The sequence below is a fragment of the Acidobacteriota bacterium genome (assembly GCA_016208495.1).
Taxonomy (GTDB): Bacteria; Acidobacteriota; Blastocatellia; order Chloracidobacteriales; family Chloracidobacteriaceae; genus JACQXX01.
Genome location: JACQXX010000080.1, coordinates 1 through 20,015 on the forward strand (window position 1 = coordinate 1; position 20,015 = coordinate 20,015).

At 50.8% G+C, this 20,015-nt stretch carries 12 protein-coding genes; 6 read left to right on the plus strand and 6 right to left on the minus strand.

Features of this window, described 5'->3' with window-relative positions; genetic code table 11:
• Positions 1–41: 41 nt before the first annotated feature.
• A complete protein-coding gene (locus HY774_15845; GenBank protein MBI4749959.1) occupies positions 42–1,481 on the plus strand; it encodes an aminotransferase class V-fold PLP-dependent enzyme in 1,440 nt (479 codons plus the stop codon).
• A gap of 158 nt (positions 1,482–1,639) precedes the next feature.
• On the opposite strand, the gene HY774_15850 is transcribed toward HY774_15845, so the two are convergent.
• The gene (locus HY774_15850) at positions 1,640–5,452 is read right to left on the minus strand and encodes an IPT/TIG domain-containing protein (GenBank protein ID MBI4749960.1); all 3,813 of its coding nucleotides are present in this window, start codon (positions 5,450–5,452) and stop codon (positions 1,640–1,642) included.
• Positions 5,453–5,931: 479 nt separating this feature from the next.
• Between HY774_15850 and HY774_15855 the strand changes: the two genes are divergently transcribed.
• From HY774_15855 to HY774_15865, 3 genes are all read left to right on the plus strand, one after another.
• Positions 5,932–8,196, plus strand: coding sequence for a methyltransferase domain-containing protein (locus HY774_15855; GenBank protein ID MBI4749961.1), 2,265 nt, complete (start codon positions 5,932–5,934; stop codon positions 8,194–8,196).
• 152 nt (positions 8,197–8,348) lie between these two features.
• Positions 8,349–8,672 (plus strand): AbrB/MazE/SpoVT family DNA-binding domain-containing protein, encoded by a 324-nt coding sequence (locus HY774_15860; protein MBI4749962.1) that lies wholly within the window; start codon positions 8,349–8,351, stop codon positions 8,670–8,672.
• Between the two features lie 3 nt (positions 8,673–8,675).
• The gene (locus HY774_15865; protein ID MBI4749963.1) at positions 8,676–9,107 is read left to right on the plus strand and encodes a type II toxin-antitoxin system VapC family toxin; all 432 of its coding nucleotides are present in this window, start codon (positions 8,676–8,678) and stop codon (positions 9,105–9,107) included.
• Positions 9,108–9,160: 53 nt separating this feature from the next.
• Here the strand turns inward: HY774_15865 and HY774_15870 are convergent, their stop codons facing one another.
• The 3 genes from HY774_15870 to HY774_15880 form a co-directional block, all read right to left on the minus strand.
• Positions 9,161–9,298: a hypothetical protein gene (locus tag HY774_15870; protein MBI4749964.1), complete on the minus strand. Its 138-nt coding sequence runs from the start codon at positions 9,296–9,298 to the stop codon at positions 9,161–9,163.
• Between the two features lie 99 nt (positions 9,299–9,397).
• On the minus strand, positions 9,398–15,391 hold the full coding sequence (locus HY774_15875) for a DUF4132 domain-containing protein (GenBank protein MBI4749965.1): 5,994 nt from the start codon (positions 15,389–15,391) through the stop codon (positions 9,398–9,400).
• A 191-nt stretch (positions 15,392–15,582) separates the two neighbouring features.
• Positions 15,583–16,287: a hypothetical protein gene (locus HY774_15880; protein MBI4749966.1), complete on the minus strand. Its 705-nt coding sequence runs from the start codon at positions 16,285–16,287 to the stop codon at positions 15,583–15,585.
• 272 nt (positions 16,288–16,559) lie between these two features.
• Here HY774_15880 and HY774_15885 point away from each other — a divergent pair, with 272 nt between their 5' ends.
• Entirely contained in the window at positions 16,560–17,567 is a 1,008-nt protein-coding gene (locus tag HY774_15885) for an NAD(P)-dependent alcohol dehydrogenase (protein ID MBI4749967.1), read from the plus strand.
• 237 nt (positions 17,568–17,804) lie between these two features.
• Positions 17,805–18,413 (plus strand): hypothetical protein, encoded by a 609-nt coding sequence (locus HY774_15890; GenBank protein MBI4749968.1) that lies wholly within the window; start codon positions 17,805–17,807, stop codon positions 18,411–18,413.
• Here the strand turns inward: HY774_15890 and HY774_15895 are convergent.
• Both HY774_15895 and HY774_15900 read right to left on the minus strand, forming a co-directional pair.
• Positions 18,410–19,102: an HAD family phosphatase gene (locus HY774_15895; GenBank protein ID MBI4749969.1), complete on the minus strand. Its 693-nt coding sequence runs from the start codon at positions 19,100–19,102 to the stop codon at positions 18,410–18,412. The two genes, HY774_15890 and HY774_15895, sit on opposite strands and share 4 nt — an antisense overlap.
• Before the next feature lie 142 nt (positions 19,103–19,244).
• Positions 19,245–20,000, minus strand: coding sequence for a DeoR/GlpR transcriptional regulator (locus tag HY774_15900; GenBank protein MBI4749970.1), 756 nt, complete (start codon positions 19,998–20,000; stop codon positions 19,245–19,247).
• Positions 20,001–20,015: the final 15 nt, after the last annotated feature.

Here is a 20,015-nt window from a genome sequence, read left to right on the forward strand (position 1 = left end):
CCGAACCCCGAACCCCGAACCCTTAAACCCTGGTTTAACCTATGTCAACTCACGTTCAAATTGCTCCTTCGCTGTTACTTGATGAATCACACCGCCGTGAACTCTGGCAGCACGTCGTGAACCAGATTGAAACCTATGTCAGTCAGGTGGGTGAATTCCGGGTGGCACCGCCGCTCGATCCAACGGCAATCCGAAAACTGCTGACACCGCTTCAATTCGATCAGCCAATGGATGCCATTCAGGCAATTGACTTTATCGCTGATGGGTTGCGGCGGTATCAGGTCCACAACCCACATCCACGGTATTTCGGCCTGTATAATCCTTCGCCCACTACGATGAGCATTTATGCCGATGCGCTGGTGGCGGCCTTTAACCCGCAACTCGCCGCCTGGAGCCATAGCCCACTGGCAATAGAAGTCGAAAACCACCTGATTCGGACCTTTGCCGATAAGTTTGGGTATGATCCACAGACCGCTGACGGAACATTTACCTCCGGTGGTGCCGAAGCCAACCACACCGGCGTGTTGACGGCTCTGGTCAGGCAGTTTCCGAGTTTTGCCACCGGAGGCGTGCGATCCCTCCCAGCCCAACCCGTGATGTATCTTTCAGCCCAGGCGCATCATTCGTTCCAGAAAGCCGTCAGGTTGTGTGGGTTAGGGTCAAATGCAGTGCGTGAAATCCCGGTCAATGATCAGTTGCAACTGGATGTGACCGTTCTGCGAGAACAAATCAAAGCCGACCGGCTGGCAGGATTTATACCATTTTTGGTGGTAGGAACGGCTGGAACCACCAGCGGCGGCATCATTGATCCGCTTGCTGAACTGGCCGAAATTTGCCGTCAAGAGAAGCTGTATTTTCACGTTGATGCCGCCTGGGGCGGGGCCGCCGTCTTTTTGGACGAACTCAAGCCCGTTCTGACCGGCATTGCCCGGGCTGACTCAATCACGTTTGACGCCCACAAATGGTTTTCGGTCCCAATGGCGGCTGGAATTTACCTGACCCGGCATCCGGGGTTGTTGACGGAAACCTTTGCCACGGCCAATAACTACATGCCGATTGATGCGCACGGCCTGGAAGTGATTGATCCCTATGCCCATTCCATGCAGTGGTCGCGGCGCTTTATTGGCCTCAAAGTCTTTTTGTCATTGCTGGTTGCCGGATGGGAAGGCTACACAGTAGCCATTCGCCACCAGATTGAGATGGGGCAGTTTCTGAGAAACCTGCTTTCCCAAACCAGATGGACGGTTCTGAACCAAACTCCGCTTCCAGTGGTGTGTTTTATTGATGGAGCGCATCCCGAAGGTGCAACCAGAGCCTATCTGGACAAGATTGCCAGTCGGGTGCTGGCATCGGGGCAGGCATGGATTTCAACCACGACGATTGCCCCCCAAACACCGGTTTTGCGAGCCTGCATCACCAATTTCCGAACTCAACCGGAAGATATTCAGATACTGATCGAAGCGCTGGAAGCCGCTCTTTAATCCTGAAGACTGTGGTTCGTTTGGATTGGGAATCCAGAGAGGGAGAAGCCATGGAATTCACTCAAATGTTCATCCCAAATCCGTGTTCCTGAAACAAAAAAAGGTAGTGTAATTGTGAATTACACTACCGAGAGAAGGTTGAGACTGAGAAGATCCAACTACCGAGAATAGCTAAAGGCATACGGAGCTGAGGTTTGCCCCGCCACGGTGACCGTAATTTCGTTCATTCCATTTCTGAGATTCAGCTTTTTCGCCGAACCAGTCAGCGTAATGGTTTGATTGTTGAGTTGCGACATTCGGCTGGACATATCGCTACCGTTAATACGCACCTGAGCGGTTGCCGATCCAAATCCAGTACCTTCGATGGTCAGCATCGGTTTGGTGAAAGACACCTTGTTGACTGTAACTTTTGTGGATGGGTCCCCTCCGCCCTGGGAGTGAGGCACCGCCACACCTTTCACAACGCGGATGGCATTGTGGTTCTTATCGAGAATAAACAAGTTTCCGTGGGTATCAATTTCGAGTGAGGTGACTAACCCAAAACTGGCCTGGAGGGCTGGTCCACCATCCCCCCGGGGGCCAGCTTTTCCAGTACCGACGATTGGAGTAATGTTTTGTCCAGTCTTATCCATCTTAAAAACTCTGTTCCCAACTCCAACAAAGATCGTGTCAGCACCGTCAATCGCCAGCCCCGTGAATCCCACGCAACCCTCATCGCTCGAATCGATCGGGTTGTCGCCAAGACCAAAGGCCGGATTTGTTCGCTCGACAAATACTGTCATCTGACCGGTTTGGGGATTAATTTTAAATATCCGATTGGCACACGGCGAATCGTCATCCGCAGTCGCAAAAATATTGCCCTTAGAATCGAGAGCCAGATAATGAAACAACTCGATCTTCCCCTCGGGTATTCCCAAATTGGCAAGCGTCTTGATTTGATTCGAGGCAAGGTCAATCACCTGCACCATGCACAGATTGGCAATAAACACTTTTCCATCTCTGACTTTGATGGAATCACCACCAAAAATCGCTCTTTCAGTTGCTGGGCCCGGACTTGGGTCAACCGTATACCCGGCATTGCCAGCCACCGTGGTGAGAATCCCCGTTTGGGCATTTACTTTGCGAATCAAACCGTTATACGAATCAGAAAAGTACACATTTCCATCCACATCGCTTTCAATTCCAAGTGCGCCGATGGGCACACTTAAGGCGGGTACATCCTGGCCAATAAATCGTTTGACGTCACCATTTCCAGCGATTGGTTTGATGATGCTGGTTTGACTGTCCACTCCCAAAATCCGTCCATCGGCGCTTATCATCAGGTCACCCGAATCTGTAACATTCAGATCATAGGTATTAAAAAAGGGCGCGCCAATGGCCACCTGATTCTGGCCGGTGAACGGATCCACCTTTTTCGGAACCAGGGTTGTAATGACACCCGTTTGGCCATCCACTTTTCGAATTCCAAAAAAGGTATCCGCAATGAAAATATTGTCTTCGCCATCTAATGTAATGGAGACTGGGAACACATAGGCGTCCACGGCTGGTCCACCTTCGCCGTTGTTTTCGGGGAACTCATTGAAGAAAATTTCTTTTCCGTTTCCGGCAACCGTGGTAATTATTCCAGTCTGGTTGTCAACTCTACGAACCCGGCGATTCCACAATTCACTAATAAACAGGTTTTGATTTGAATCAAACGCCAGGCTGTAGGGTGCAACGCTCGCCTGAGTGGCTGGTCCCCCGTCACCCAGGTTGGAAGCCTGATTCCCCTCACGGCCTGCAATCCTGGAAATAATCCCGGTTCTGGCATCCACTCGCCGAACTGCTGAAAGACCGGCAATCAAGACATTTCCAGATGGGTCAACCAATAAATCCTGAATTTCCAATTGGGCTTTCAGGGCTGGACCATCATCCCCTTTATTGCCACGAATTCCTGTCCCGGCAATAGTCTGGATAATTCCGGTTTTGGCATCAACGCGACGAACCCGGGTCTGATCCGCAAGGTACAAATTATCCTGGTCATCAATCCCCAGACCAAAAACTTCTCCGCCAGCCGATGTTGCCTTTCCTCCATCACCGCTAAAGGTGCGGTTCCCATTCAGGGCAATCGTGGTGATGATATTGGTTTGGGCGTCAATACGCCTGACCCGACTGTTCAAATGATCGGCAACAATCAAACTTCCAGTACTGTCAACGACAGCCCGGATTGCACCAACTCCAGTACTGATGGCTGGAACATTATCTTGAGTGGATTGATACCCCCCATTTCCGGCCACGGTATTGATCACACCTGTTTGGGCATCAATCCGACGGATGCGGGCAGTATTAAAAACTGGTTCAACAATAAAGAGGTTTCCTTTGCTATCTAAAGTCAGTCCTCCTGGGTAAACAATCGCGTTGGCGGCTAACTGACCATCACCCAGATAGGGGATTCCTCCCGCCACAGTGGTAATTTCACCATCCCTCAATTCCGACAGGGGTTGAGGAAGTACCGTCAATCGGCGTTGGGCTAACCCGCCTCTGGTTTGAACCGACACCGTCAATCCACCTGGGAGCGAAACCTTTGGCATCCGAAATCGGATTTGGGTCGCGCTGTCAACGGTTGTATTGCGGATGACCTGATCACCAACCACAACCAGAGATTCCGGCGCAAAGTTCTTGCCGGTAATAATAATTTCCTCCTGGCTATCCATTCGAACGGTTTCAGCACTCAAACTGGAAATTTCAGGGGCGCCAAACGTGACCTGCTTCAAGGCGGCTTCAGGGTCGGTTGCCGGAGCATCCAAAACATAGGTTTTTGCCCCGTCTACCGTGACACTGGTCGGCTGATGAAAAGTGCCGGCTTGCGCCAATTCAACAACTTCCAACTGGTTTGCCTGCACCGGCGTGATGATATAGGCGCCGGTATCGTCCACCACAGTCAGGTTCTGCCCGAACCCAAAACTAACTGAAGCTGGCTGGTCAAACCGAAACCTGTCATTTTGGGCCGGTGATGAGTTCAATGCCTGGCGATTGTGCGGCGCCACGCCAACCGTGGACACCTGACACGTCAGGCGGCCAGTATCGGTTCGGGACAGGCTCAGGAATCGCACCCGGCCATTGTCCTGATCGGCCACGGCCAATACTTGCCCGGAACGGTCAAGTGACAGACCAGCCGGGCGGGAGAATCTGGCTTCGCGGCCTATCCCGTCGGAGGTGCCTTTTTCACCTGGATTTCCAGCCAGCAACTGCAGGCGGTGTTGTTTAAAATCAGCATAATAAATGGCGTGGTTGTCACTGTCTGAAATGAAAAGATTTCCACCCAGATCCGTTGCCGTTCCACGTGGTCCATTTAATTTAACTGCCTCAAACCTGGCCTCCAGATTTTCGTCAAACGCTGATTTTCCGGGAGCACCGTTCCCCAGGATTGTTTCCACCTGATTATTGTATCCAATCCGGCGGATACTATGGTTGAGGGTATCTGCAATGTAGACTCCCCCTTTCGCTCGATTATCAATTCCAATGGCTGTGGGTCCAGCAAAAAGTGACTGGTCAGACGTCCCGTTTCGAAACCCTCGGATTCCCTTAGTACCGGCAAAGACTTTGGCCGAGGCGCTTAATGCCTGACTGGCCTTCATAATCACATTCTGCTGAGGGTTGCTTAGATAGAGTTGTCCGTTCAAATCGGTTTTGACATCACCAGGGACATTTTCTCCCTTGCCTTGATCAATGCGTGCCACGACCACAAAGACTGATGCCGTCATACTGCCATCCACGGCGGTAATGGTTGCAAATCCGCGCTCCAGACCCTGGACCTCACCCGTCAGGCTATCAACTTGAGCAATCTCGGGACTGCCTGAGACCCAACGCACGCCTGAAAGGGGGGATCCCTGGCCATCAATTGCTGTCAGCCGAATTTTGTTTCCTTCATTCACCACTGGATTTCGCTGTTTGATCTTAATTGAAGCAGTATCAGCCTGAGTGCTTCTCATTAGGATTTGGGATGACGGAAGGATCGCGGAGACAAATAATAAAATACCCAAACAACTGATCAGTCTATACTTTAGAGGGTTTTTCATAACACACGTTCCCTGAATTTATTCGAAGAGATAAAGATTGAAACTCAATACTGAGGTTGATTGGCGAACCATTGGAGAAGATGTTCAGAATCAAAGCCCTACGGCACGCAAGCTGGCTTGAGATTCAGGTTGGTAGCCCTGATTTGAACATTCCACTCAAAATTGAAAGAAAACAATGGATCTCAGTGTTGAGATTGACTAGCTTCTATTCTCAAACGCGGGCCACAAGGCTGAAAATTGTCATTCAATACAAATTTTTCATTTCGATGAGAAAATACCAGGTTGTAGTCAGTAGTCAGTAGTCAGTAGTCAGTAGTCCACTAAGTTCATTTGATTGAATTACTTGACCATTTTCTAATACGAGTGCTTCATTCAAAAGAGTATCATCAGATATGTCACACAACTTTGAAGATCAGACCTACGCCAAACAACATCGCGGAAATGAAGCTGCCTACAAATCCTATTTCGCCGGAATGGACGCTTCGGTGCAGCAGAAAATTGCGCTCACCACGGCGCATTTTCCAACCCATGGGCGCATCGTGGATATGGGAAGTGGTTCTGGACGTGGCACATACGACCTGGCCCGGTTGTATCCTGGACTGGAATTGATCGGGGTTGACATCAACCCGGTGTCAGTTGAACTGGCGGCGGAAACCTACCAGTTGCCAAATTTAACGTTTCAGGCCGGCGATATTTCACATCAACTGTTTCCTGAAAATTCGGTTGATGGAATTTTGAATTCTTCGGTGTTCCATCATGTGACCAGTTTCAATGGCTTTGACCTGAATCGAATATTTGAAACCCTCGACAACCAGATTGCCCAGCTCAAACCCGGAGGCGTGTTGATCATCCGGGATTTTGTTGTCCCCGACGGCCCGGAAATGGTGTGGCTGGATGTGCCGGTCACGGATGGCACCACAGACGGTCCGATTGCTTCGCTTTCAACGGCAGCCCTTTTTGAACGCTTTGCTGCCGGGTTTCGCAGCAGTCAGAATCCAGATGGCCCTGTACCCTTTCAACACCTTGGAACAATTGACGATACCTGGGTTCGGTTTGAATTGAAGCTCCGCGCGGCAGCCGAATTTGTTCTCCGCAAAGACTACCGGACGGACTGGGATGCCGAATTGCTTGAGGAATACACCTACCTGTCACAATCCGGGTTTGAAACCGCGTTTCGTGAACGTGGCATGCGGATTGTGGCGTCGTTTCCGATTTTCAACCCCTGGATTTTGACCAACCGGTATCAGGGAAAATTCAGGCTCTTTGACACGGCTGGAAATCCATTGCCGTTCCCGCCGACCAACTATTTGATTGTGGGAGAAAAACTGCCGGCAGGCTCGGGGGTTTTCCTGACCGAAGCCCAATGCAAGCTCTTGGATCACCCGCAGTTTCTGCAGTTTCACCAGTATCAACATGTAGAAACCGGGAAAATTCACGAACTGGTCGAACGTCCCAACCAGACCATTGATCTCATTCCCTGGTTTGAAGCCAACGGACGGTTGCTGGTCGTGGCGAAGAAAGATTTTCCACGTCCGATCACCAATGCCTGTGCCGACCATCCAAATTTGACGGGGGCCACGCGCTCCGGCTATATCACAGAGCCACTCTCGATCCTGGCCGAAGCCTCTGAAAACATTGATTTTGTGATTGAAACGGCACTTGATGAACGTGCCGGGATTTCGGCGAATGAAATCATCGGAATCAGTCCATCGTTTACCTACTACACTTCCCCCGGAGGCATCAACGAACGAGTTTTCGCCCGGCTCGTCCAGATTTCTCCACGACCAGTTCAGACACCGTTTGCGGATTTATCGAATTACACTCCATTTTCCAATTCCGGGAGCGTTCGCGAACTCGACGCCGGGCAGGTTTTACGGGCCTGCCACGTGAGCGGAATGTTTGATGCTCGATTGGAAATCAACATTTACTGGCTCTTGTTGCGGCTGAACCTGTCGGTTGGTCCGTGGATTGGCGCGGCTTTGACCCCAGGTGATCAACCCGTGACGCTTTCCGGCTCGGAAAATGCACTCGGCCCGCTTCCAAATGCCGCCTTTCAATCGCTGACAACCACGGAACCGGCTGATTTTCTTTCAATTCGAAGCAGTCTTTTTTCAGAGCTGGATGCAGTCAATTCGACATTGAAAACCGTGGAATTTGAATATGTGACACCGTGCCGCTACAGTCACAACACAGTGGTGATTGCGCCATTCGTCAAAACCACCGCCGGAGTATTTCTGGCAGTTCAGCACCGGGATCTCCCCGCCGCACAATGTTTTACCGGGAATTCAATGCTGGTAGTGGCACCCGGCTGGCGGGTTCCATTTGAAATCACAACCCAGTGGGAACTCCCGACTTTTATCAAAGCCAATTTGAAACGTGAATTTGGCGTGACCGCCAGAATGATTCAGGAGCTTGGCGGGCCGTACTTTCCAACCCCAGGCGCCACGCCAGAAATTGTGTATCCATTTGCAGTGGAGGTTACGGCCCAATCGCTAGAAGAAAGTTCATTGCATCTGGTCGGAATCAATGAATTCGTGAGCCAGCTTGAATCAATCGAAGATGCCCATTTGCTGATTGTTGGGTTGCGACTGGCGCACGCGTTGGGGGTTTTGCAGGCTGCTTCAAATCTCCATAAATCCAACTCGGTAGTGTTCTGATTCTGTTGAAAAGGTCTTTTCCAATGTGTCAGTACTGACTGCAATTTGCTTGCTTTCGGCTTTTTTTGACCTATGATGACTATGGGTTTTACTGTTTTACAATTCAACTATCAAACTGCATGACGTTTGAAAGGAAAGACACAGGGGGCACTATGTCATTAAGCAAGATCAGCCGCAAAAGACAGGTGGTGATTCCTGAAGAGATTTGCCGGGCAATCGGCGCGCATATTGGCGATTTTGTAGAATTTGTACAGAGAGAAAACGAGGTACTTCTCAAGGTCAAAAGGGTAGTGGACGCTGACCTTGTTCCTTGGGGTAAGCCAGGCGGTCTGCCTCCTGCTCTGTCCTATGAGGAACGAATGAGAATGCTCAAAGAGCTAGAAGGTGATGCCGAAGATGACACCTATGATATTCCGATTGAAGAAATCAGGGCGTCACGCACCAGAAAGGAATTGCAAGTATCTCTTGACGATTAACTTATGCCCTATCTTCTTGATACCAACCACTGTTCATATTTGATGAATGGTCTGTACAAAAAGGAAAGCCGCCGCAAACCGGAAGAAATCAAAACCATTGAGGCGTTCAACAAAATTACCACAGACGGGGTGTATATGTCCGAAGCATCCATAGGGGAAATTTCCTATGGTGCTGAAATCTCGGCTCATTCGGCCAACATTTACCAAAGGCTCGCCAAGCTGAAAAATATCATTCTGGCTGCTCCGGTGGATGTTCAATGTTGGGAGTTGTTCGGAAAAACCAAAGGTGAATTGAAGCGCAATGGCAAAAAGATTCAAGATATAGATTTGCTCATTGCGTGCGTGGCGCATCGGCACGGTTGCATTTTCGTCACGAATGATGGCGCGTTCAAAAACCTGCCTGCCAGTTTTCAAGTCGAAAATTGGTCAAGCTAAATCTAAATCCCCCAATTAATAATGCGAATGAAGGGTTGAAGCAGTTTTGGTTCTTAACCTACGAAGTAGGTGACGGCTCGTAGCCCAGGGCGAGTCTTCGAGCCCTGGGAATTCGGGTCATTCCCCACCGTTTCCCCGCCCGGCCAGCCGCCGCCGTAGGCGGCGGCTGGTCGGGCGGGGTGAGGAGACAACTTGTTCCCAGGGTTGCACCCTGGGCTACGAGCCTTCCACTCGCTTCGCGGGTTCAAATCCGCTCATTTTTTCAACTCTGGGCTGGTTTGGTCAGGCTTTTAACCGGGGTGATCTCTCTCTTTGATCCGCGTCCAGGCCAGTTCGAAAATCTCGTGGATTGGCTGCAGCGGAAGCAATCGTTTGAGCGGCTTCCAGTATGAGTTGGACGCATACGATTTGGCACCGTACAGTTCCAGTTTCCATTGTTCGATTGGTTCGTCAGGTGGTTTGGGCGAAATCCAGACGCCGGGCAGGAAAATGTTGCGTCCGGCGCGTTCGCGTTTGGCTTCGATGACGACTTCTGAGGCAACCAGTTCGCTGGCGGCTTTTTTGTATCTGGCGCTGTTCCAGTTATTCCACAGGCAAATGTTACGGGTTGATGGCTCAATCAACGCCAGCGTTTGCAGGCACAGCGTTGCAGCGTCGAGGCTAAACCTATAGACTTCAGCTATTTCTGAAACAACGTGCGGAGTGGAATACAGCGGATTGCATTCGTATTGACCCGCCGGAACTGGTGTCTGTTCAATCCGGGCAACCAGATCACGGCAGCCCTGGGTGAACGGGAACAGATATTCCAGGCGAGGCGACATTTTCACCATCGCGGCGATTTCTTCGAGCCGCTCAAAATTTGGGATGCGTCCTGTCCGGACAAACACCTCGACTTCGGCTGATTTGTCATCCTGTTTTCTCAACAACGCAACACAGTCACCAGCATCACGTCCCAGATGTTGTTCATTGGCTGGGGTTTGTGGCCCAACGTAGGGAACATCTCCGAACTGGTCGAAAAACGCGTCTACCTGGGGCTGGAGCGCGCCGTGTGACGCATGGAAATATTTATAGTCGAGTGACAGGAAAAATTTCGGATTTTTGAGCCGTTCCCAAATCAGGTACATCAATGCCGGCAGGTTTGACCGGAGCGGGTCTCCCACTGGCAATGTTACAAACAAATAGGGCAGCAAGATTGACCACGAAGTAACCACTTCGCGCCTGAAAAACTTTGAGTTGTTATATTTTGCCCAGTCACAGCCAACCGGGTAACTATATGTCAGCCAGGTATTTGGGAAAAACAACCGCCATTCCTGATCGTCGCACAGCCATTCCGATTGAGCTGGATTGGCCAGCATGGTCAGGAGTTCGACCGCTTTGATGTCAGTGTAATACTTCTCTTTTGTAATGGTCGCCACTAGCTCCGCCGGGATTTCGATTTGTTTGCCGACATGCCGATTCCAGGAGGCAATCAGGCGATGCACCACCGAATGTGGATCCGTTTCACCAGTTCCGAGCGGCGTCCACAGCGTTTCAATCTCGTCGGGCAATACATCAGACCACACCGGCAACCGGATCGGCACCGGGCACATTTTCTCCAATTCGATCCGTGCGGAATTGACATCAAGTACTTTCATTCCAAGCTGTTCGCGGAGCGTAGCTGGAAAAAATCGTGATTCGTCGTGCCCTTCAAATCCTGGAAATCCCAGCCAGAGCACGGCGGCGGCATTTCGGCTCAAGCCCGTTCCGCGAGACAGCGCATCCGCAATGTGTGGATCCCAGGCAACCGGGCCACGAGTTTTGACCAGATTGATCAGTTTCCGGATATTGTCGCGACCAAGCCAGCCACCATTGCGCCGCGTGTTCAAAACCGAAGTTCCCGGCAACTCTTTAAAGTTTCCATCGGGGGCATATTCAATCGCGGTGTAGGAAATCCCGGAATGTTCAATGTAATACTCATTATAGGTTCTGACGAAATAGCGATTGCCTTCCTGTTCAATCAGCGTGGCGTGATCCAGTTTTTGCCATTCGGCTGCCGTTGCTTCTGGAACCGTGATGCGGCCATAGAGGACACGGATTTTGTCAGGTTCGCCGGCAAAAATGGTATCTGACCAGGCTTCAAGAAACTTCAGACGGGTTTCGCGATACTGGTAATATTCGACTTTTTCTTCAGCGGATTGATAAGCTGTCGCGACCAGAAATCCCACCATCCCCAGGTTTCCAATCAGGTCAATCCAGCCGATCCCGGTTCCGTTATAGCCTTGCGGGAGCTTCGGTTGCAGCACGTCAGCCGATTCCAGGCCCGCCAGATATGCCTGAATCGTCAACAGTTCCTGATTGAGATCGCGGCAAAATCGCCAGGCGTAATTGTGTGGAATGATTTGCTTAAATGCCCGTTCAAAATTATATCGCGGAGGAAACTCAACGGCGGGTGCCGGTTGCGGCGCTGAGACCTTGTGAAAATACGCTGGACCAACCAGCCGGGCCAGCCGGGAAACCGCCCGTGACGCCTCAACCACCAGCCGGTGCATTCCAATTTTCAACCGCTGGTGCATTCCCTGGGGGACAAGTGCTTCAAGTTTGAGCCACGTATGCGGAAAATCTCTGGCAAGTTCGGGAATCTTGTCCACATTGACTTCACCGAGTGGGAGCACGGGGCCGGTCTGAGCTTTCCAGTCATTGAGTTCAGACAGGGCGGTTTGCAAAAACTGATCAGCGGTTTCAACCGAAAACTGGCGCAGAAATTGTGATCCAGCGTCATCGCGAATTTTCAAACAATGCAGCCAGACAAAAGGGAATACTCCAGACATACCTTTGGCGTAGGTCGGACGAAATTCACGCATGGAAATTTCGAACGCCGGAATCTGCCCAACTTCGTCCCAAAAAGCCAGTGTTCCGCGGCTGTAACACACAGGGTGAAATCTATCCGTTCCCGGAATTGGAAGCAGTCCGACAATTGAAAAAGGGTAGGCAAATTTTCCCCTCCACTGCCGACTATCAATCCCTTGAAACTTCCCCCAACGCATTGTTTTCTGGTCATCGGCTTTCACGTGGCGGAGCCGTCCTCCAATCAAACCATCCTTGGTCCCAAGCAACGTTGATTCCAGTCCAGAGGGAACGGGCAACAAATGGGATCCTTCAATATCGAGCAGATAGGTTTTAGCCTGAAATTCGTCAAAAAACTGTGGCAGTGATACTCCTTGCTCTTTCCCCGTTTTTGGGTCAATTTCGCACAGGCCAAACTGGCCATCCTGGTAATGCCTTACCCAAACTCTTGTTCCATCTGAAAAAACTGATCCCGGTCCAAACAAAGAATCAGGATTTGAGTCACCCGCTCGGCTGGCTTTTCTGCCAGTGGTCACCCCCAACCCAGAAATTTCAACTAATGGACCGCGCGGCAATAATTCCCGGCTCGAAATATGGGTTTGAAACCGATCTGCAGGTGTTCCACTCCAATAACCACGTCCGGTGCCTTTGGCACGGTAGAGAACCAGCAACTGATCATCAACAAATGCCAGGTCAACCAGTTCTGCCTTTGCTGGAAGTTGCAACTGATGATCAAGTATTCGACCAGTTGGGCCAACCACTACCGCCTGCGCTCGATCAGTCACAACTGCATAGGGGAAAAAACCGCAAATGGCTGGATTTGGTTTGCCATTCGCTGTCATTTCATCAATCACGACTTCGAGTTCCGGCCAGCCAAATTCATCCCAAATTCCGCCCTGGAATGTTCTGGCCAGCATTTCGGAACCAGTAATCGCCACCAGTTTTTCAACCAGTTCCGGAAAATCCTGAAACAGGTCTTGTGTCACTGAATCTCGTAACCAGCGAAGCGCTTTTTCAAACCGACTCAAGGGCGAAGTCTGCAAAATCTTGATTTGGTTGAGATACCAGGCACGGCGGGCTTTTTCAAATCCGGGTTTGCCCTTCATTGCCTGAGCAAACGAGCTTTGCCGGATGGGATCGTCGAGCGCCTCAACCAGAAACGGAAAAAACCGATCCTCTTCGGCCAGGAGTGGAACATCTCGCCTGGTTGTCACATTCAATCTGAGGTCCTGTGACGGGTCAGCCACCAAGATTCCAGCTTCGAGTGCCGCTTCAATCAAACTGGCAAAACACCACACCTGGTTTGAACCGTCAACGGTTTCAAATGACACGATCACATTTTCTGATTTGAGACGGCTTGCCATTTGTGCCAGTAACCTGAGCAGCGGTTCCGGGACGTCAAGTTCACTGTTCGGGGGAGTCCGACTGACCATTCTTTTAAACCACGGATATGCTCCGGAAATGGGTTTGGCTTCATCTGGAACCTGTTCATCAGGAAGAGTTACTGCCTCCAATGCACCACACGCATCCAGGAGTTCGAGCCATTCGGTATCAAACAGCCGGGGCGGTGGGCTGGTTTCTCCTCCAAGTGGAAATAAATTCAACAGAATCCCGCGAATGCGCGGAGATTGTCTGGCCAGTTTGACCAGTGTCGGCTGGATTTGTTTCCAGAAAGCAGGTACGGCAATGCGCAAGACGGGTAATTCGAGCAGCGACTCGATCAGCTCGGCTTCTTCCTGGCCGGCATCAAGCCCCGCCGCCCTGGCCAGCGCCCGGAGCGTTTTCGGCATTTCGGGCCAGGGTGTGACTCCGGCCAGGGTTCGGCGGTAACACAGGTCGCGGAAAAAGTCGTAAGCAGCTTTGACATCCGGACTGGCCAGCAGGTCTCTTCCAAAATCAGTCAGGGCTTTCGGCGATAAAACACCGGCTTCCGCAAATTCAAGGTAGGCTTGCCGGCGTTGGGCTTCGTCAACTGTCAGCCCATAGACCCGTTCGGCTTCGCGGGCTTTGTTAAACAATTGCAACGCAAAGGCTGGGTTGCCAGCTTCAAGGAACATCCGTGCGGCTTCTTCATAAAAAGTCAGGAGCAATCGCGGATCAGCCGAAACCAGAGGTCGCGCCAGAACTTCGATTCGATCTTTGGCATTTTTGGGTTTTGCGGAGATGACTTTCCGAAGGGCTTTTAATTCTTTGGCGGTACTCAGAGCCAGTTCGACCTGATCGGGAATACACACCAGCGCCCAGGCGGGAAACCCAAGGGCTCGCTGGGTTTGATAGGCACCCAGCAATGTGATTTCAGTGCGCTCAAATCCGAGCAGCTCCATCTCTCGATCAAGCCCAAATCCCAGTTTTTCGATTGAGAACCGTCTCACACTTTGCTGGCCAAGCGCTGGATGGTGGTACGTTCGAACCGCAACCAGGTCAATGGTTTCAATGCCTGGTTTTTCAACTTTCTGAATGACCATTCCGCCAGCGGCCAGAATGTCATCGGTTGAGAGCGGAGACCAGAGGTACGGGGAACCAGACGAAGCACTATCCAGCTTTGAATGTTCAGTCGCTGGTGGTTCGGGGACCCCCTGTTTGGCGGCTGAAACAATCGTCTGAGCCAGGCGGCAGCCTTCGGAAAAAGCGACTGGGCCGACGGATGTAACCGGAATCAACCGACCTCGGCCATCACACCAGCCCAGATAGCCAGTGGAGGCTGGATTTTCGGGGTATCCTTCGCCAATCCAAAACATCACCTCAACCGACGTTCCGCGATCCCACACCGTTTGGCTGGCAAATCCCTGGCGAATCCGAATTCCAAGCGAGCGACAGCGGGATAAGGCGTGGTTGAGTTGTTCAAACTCAGCATTGGCAAATCCGTGAAACCGAAACGGGTCCGGTTTCACCACATCGGGTTGGATCCAGATTTCGCGAAAAAGCTGCTGGAGGGCTTGTTTTTCGCCGAGTTCAACACACAACTCTCGCCAATCTTGAAGGTTCGGCAGGAGGACCGGATGCGGAATCACCATTTGCTCGGGAAACAACCAGCGGGTTTCACCTTCCAGATCAACCACGCCAAGCCCACGAATGGGGTCAACGGCTTTGAGCAATCCCGCCTGACCACATTCAGTTGTGAATGAAGTCTCCACTGGAACCATCACGGTGTTGGTAAATACCTGATTCCAGGCTGGATCGTCCCAGAGATGGATCACCAGTGATGTCGGAATCGGAAGCGAACGCAACATCCATTGTTCGAGTTGTTCAACGCATTCGGCCTGGTGTTGCTTCAGCCAGCTTGCGACGTTGCGCAGTTGCTCAGTCAACGGCAGGTCTTTTACCTGTTTGGGCAACGATTGCAAAATTTGCCCTTTGGGGTTACGCGCCATCAGTTTCGATCCGTCCAAAGCAAGCCAGTACCCGCCTTCGGCCTCTATCCAGACGGGCTCGGGAAGTGGTTGGGATGACGATTTTGACATGCGATCAGGTTCCTCAGACATGAAAAAAGTCCAGGATACCGCCTTCTGGCGAGAGTTTTTTGTTTTTTCTCGTCTAAAGCCGATACTCTGAACTTTTTTGATTTCGAAAGCGGGATTGCAAAAAAAGAAGGGACAACCCGTGATGTGATTTCACCAAACCAACCTGGTGAACGACTGACGGCTGGCTGGTTCTATTTGGTTTTCAAGGTTTTTTCAATGAACTCTTCAATCTTCTGATCCATTTCATCTTCGAGGTCTTCGATTTTGGCTTCAAGTTCTTCCTCAAGCTGGGCAACTTTATCTTCCATCGTTTCTTCGTCTTCAGTGTCTTCGGCTTCTTGAATCAAGGCATCATATTCAGCTTCGAGGGCCTGGATTTTGGCATCATATTCGGCCTTGATTTTGTAGACTTCAGCTTTTTGCTCAGGCATCAATTTTCGCGTTTGAATCTCTAAAATCCGAATGTCGGCATCCTCTTCGAGAGCTGCGATTTTGTCTTCCTGTTCAACTTCCAGATCAGCAATAGCCTGCTCACGTGCTTCCTCGTCCCGAATTTTTTCGGCTTTCGCGATGCGTTTGTCATAGTCGGCTTCGATCAATTTCACCTTCTTTTCGGTTTCCTGATCAATCCGATCCATTTCCTTTTCCGCTTCTTCATCCGTCATGAGTTTAATGTCCTTGGGAGGTTGGGGTGTGGCCGGCTTGGAGGCTACCGGTTTGGAAGCGACTGGTTTAGAGGCTGTGGGTTTGGAAGCCGCTGGTTTTGGTTTGGGGCCCCCCTTTTGCTTCTTTTGGGCCCAAACCGGGCCTTGATTGGTGGAAAACAACAATCCAATAACCATCAACAACATACCCTGGCCGGCAAATTTCAGGCTCCGGCGACACAACGATTCCATAAAAACTCCTTTTAATTTCGACACACTGAAAAAAAATAAGGTTAAAAGCAACCTGCTTTCTAATAGTTCAGGTTCAGCTTTGCAAGAATTCTGCGGAAAGAAACCAACGGGCAGGCACATAGATGCGAAAATTTGGGCAAAGATGCTCTCAATCGCATTTTTGGGTGTGGTGGCTTGACACTTTGGCGGCAGTATTGTGGAGTGCAGCGGCAGTAATTTTTAATTCAAAAGCGGTGTCAAGCCACCGCACTCCACATACTGAAGGAGGAGCAATGAAAGCGTGGGAAATTCGAGATAATTTTGGACTTGAAAACCTGAAACTGGCCGACCGGCCTGAGCTGCACCCCGGCCCCGGACAGGTACTGGTGCGAGTTCGTGCCGTTTCACTCAACTACCGGGATTTGATGGTTTCCAAAGGCTGGTACAACCCGAAACAAAAACTTCCGTTGGTGCCCTGTTCAGATGGTGCCGGCGAAGTGGTGGCGATTGGCGAAGGCGTCAAAAGCGTCAAGCCCGGTGACCGCGTGATGAGTTGTTTTTTTCAACGTTGGCAAAACGGGGAGTTAACCGATGTGGAGGCACGATCAACGCTTGGTTCTCCGGCAGATGGAATGCTGCGAGAATTTGCAGTTTTGGAAGAATTTGGCGTGATTCCGACCCCTAGCTTTTTGACGGATGTGGAAGCGTCTACCCTGCCCTGTGCCGCGCTGACTGCCTGGCAGGCGCTGGTCACACTCGGAAAAATCAAAGCCGGAGACACGGTGCTGGTTCAGGGAACTGGAGGCGTTTCGATTTTTGCGCTTCAGTTTGCCGTGAAATCAGGCGCCAGAGTGATTGCCACGTCGAGCAGCGATGAAAAATTGCAGCGAGCGATTGAACTGGGCGCTGCGGATGGGATCAACTATAAAACTACTCCGAACTGGGAAAAACGGGTCCGTGAATTAACCAGCGGCATCGGAGTTGATCACGTGGTTGAAGTCGGCGGGGCCGGAACCCTTTCCAAATCAGTGATTGCCGTCCGCCGGAGCGGTACGGTCAGTTTAATTGGCGTGCTTTCCGGACCTGGAGATTTTAACCCGCTTCCGATTTTGATGAATGGCACGCGGGTGCAAGGAATCTTTGTGGGTTCGCGGTCAATGTTTGCGGATATGAATCGGGCGATTGAACTTCACAAGATTCATCCAGTGGTCAGTGATGTGTTCGCCTTTGACCAGTCACCTGATGCCTTCCAGTTGATGGAACGCGGCGGGCATTTCGGGAAAATTTGTATCACCCTCTAATACCAGTCAGTAGTCAGTAGTCAGTAGTTCACTAAGTCTATTTGATTGAATTACTTGACTATTCTAATATAAGGGTTCCACTACAAAACGGTACGGTGTGGAAAACCGCCTGAATCTCAAACAGATTCAGGCGGTTGTATTTTTTCGTGTATTTCGTGTGTTTCGTGGTTCAAAATAGCTTGAAAGTTCCCAGAAGCCACGCCCGACACTTCATCTGGAAAACCGGTAACGCCGTCCATGGAACATAAGCCATCACGCTGGAAACAATTTCTTTTTTCTAACCGGGAACCACAATTCAATCCCTACGTGGTGCCGCGAGTTGACCCGATTGAAGAAGCCGTTGCCCTCAGACGGCAAAAATGGGCTGAGTTTCAGTTGATTGAACCGGTTGTGTTTAACCACCAATCGAAAAAATTTCTGGATGGGGTTGATCCCTACCCTACCCATATTAGGGAGGATGACTTTGCTTTATTCCTTCTCACACTTGGAATAAGCGTTATTGTTGTCATCGTTGCAACATTTCTTTGTGAAAGTGTATTTGTTTTTCTATTTACAAGCTTTCTGGCCTGTTATGTGAGCGAGATAATTGTTGGCCCCAAATATTCTCACCTCAAGGCATTAAATGAAAAAGGAAAAATAACCCTTGGTGAAATTGACCAGGTTAAAATCTTGAGTTTTCCTGTGTTAATGAATCCCAATCATGAATATTGGGTGTGTTTTCATTTCAACATCCCAGACGGTCCCCTCGTCAAATGTGAAACCATGATTCGCACACCGTGTGAAATAAAGCCTGGGAGCGAACTCGTGGTTTTGTATCTTGATGAGGAAAATTATTGGCTGCTTTAAGCCAATGTTTGAACCGAAAGTTCAGCTTCCTGGAGCAAACCCAGGAATGACTTGTCGTCGAGGTCTTCCAGCGTAGTGACTACCAGATCAGCATCAAGTTCCGGGTGGGTTGTCAGCACGCCAATCACCTTCATGCCAGCCCGCCGGGCGGCTTCGATTCCGAGCGGGGCATCTTCCACCACAACACAGCGATGGATTGGGATTTCCAATTTTTCCGCTGCAGCGAGAAAAACGTCTGGAAACGGTTTTCCGTGGGCTACTTCTTCGGCTGAAACGTGCGCATCCAGCAGACTGAAGGGTTCGATCACTTCAAAAGCCACATCAATGTTTGGGCGCGGAGCTGAACTGGCCAGCGCCTGTTTCCAGCCATTGGCTCGAACCCGATGCAACCAGGCTTCGGCGCCCGGAAGCAGGTCCAACCCGTTGGTGCGGACTTTCGAACGGTACGCTTCCTCTTTGACCATGGCCAGCCGGTTCAACTCAGCTTCAGGTAAATCAGGCCCTAAATATTGTTTTAAAAAGAGATCGTTCCGGATTCCCAGATGAGCCAGGAAATCATCATAGGTGTACGTTACGCCCTGACTTGCCAGCATATCGCGCCAGCCTTCAAAATGATAAGTGGCTGAGTCAATTAAGGTTCCATCCAGATCCCACAGGATGGCAATTGGTTCGATGTTATTTTCTGACATTCAATCTCCTTTTAAAAACCAGGGCTCAGGGCTTGGGGCTGAAGATGTCGGGTTGAAGAACTGGTTTTATTTCATCCCTCATCCTTCATCCCTCATCCCTTGGTTTCAGCCCTCAGCCCTGGTTTTCACAATCCGAAGTTTTCTAAACCAGCATCGTTTTAATTCCAAGTTGTTGATATCGCTGAAGAACAGCCTCAGGTGCCGTTGATTCCGTGACCAGATGGGTGAGTTCCGAGAGCGGCGCCACTGCAAAGGTCGCCACGGTTTCCAGTTTTTCAGTGGAGGCCAGCGCCACGACTTCGGCTGAAGCCGCAATCATTGCGCGCTTGACGTAAGATTCTTCCAGGTTCGGGATCGTGATTCCCGCCTCGTGATGGACACAACAGACACCTAAAAAACAAATATCAGCTCGAATTTCGCGAATGGCTTCAACGGTTCCAGCACCGATGGTCACCAGTGATTCTTTCAGCATTCGGCCACCGATGAGAATGACTTCGAGGTGGAGGTGATCGGCCAGGGCCGTGGCATGGGGCGGACTATTGGTGATGACCATTCCGCGCAAATCGGCTGGCAAATGATTGGCAACTTGCAATGTGGTGGTCCCGCCATCGAGAAACACAACCTGACCGGATTTGACCAGACTGGCGGCGGCTTTGGCGATGGCATTTTTGGCCTGGGGTGTCTGGGTCTGCCGTGCCGCGTAGGTTGTGGCGGCAGGTGATTTCAGAAGCGCCCCTCCGTGAACCCGCTGCAGGAGCCCGGCTTCGGCCAAATCCCTCAAATCACGACGGATTGTGTCTTCCGAGACTCCCATCTTCTGGCTCAAGTCAGGCGCATACACTTTCCCGTCTTGCTGGAGGATTTCCAAAATGAGTTGTTTTCGTTCGGCGGTCAGCATGATTTTCCCCCAGAG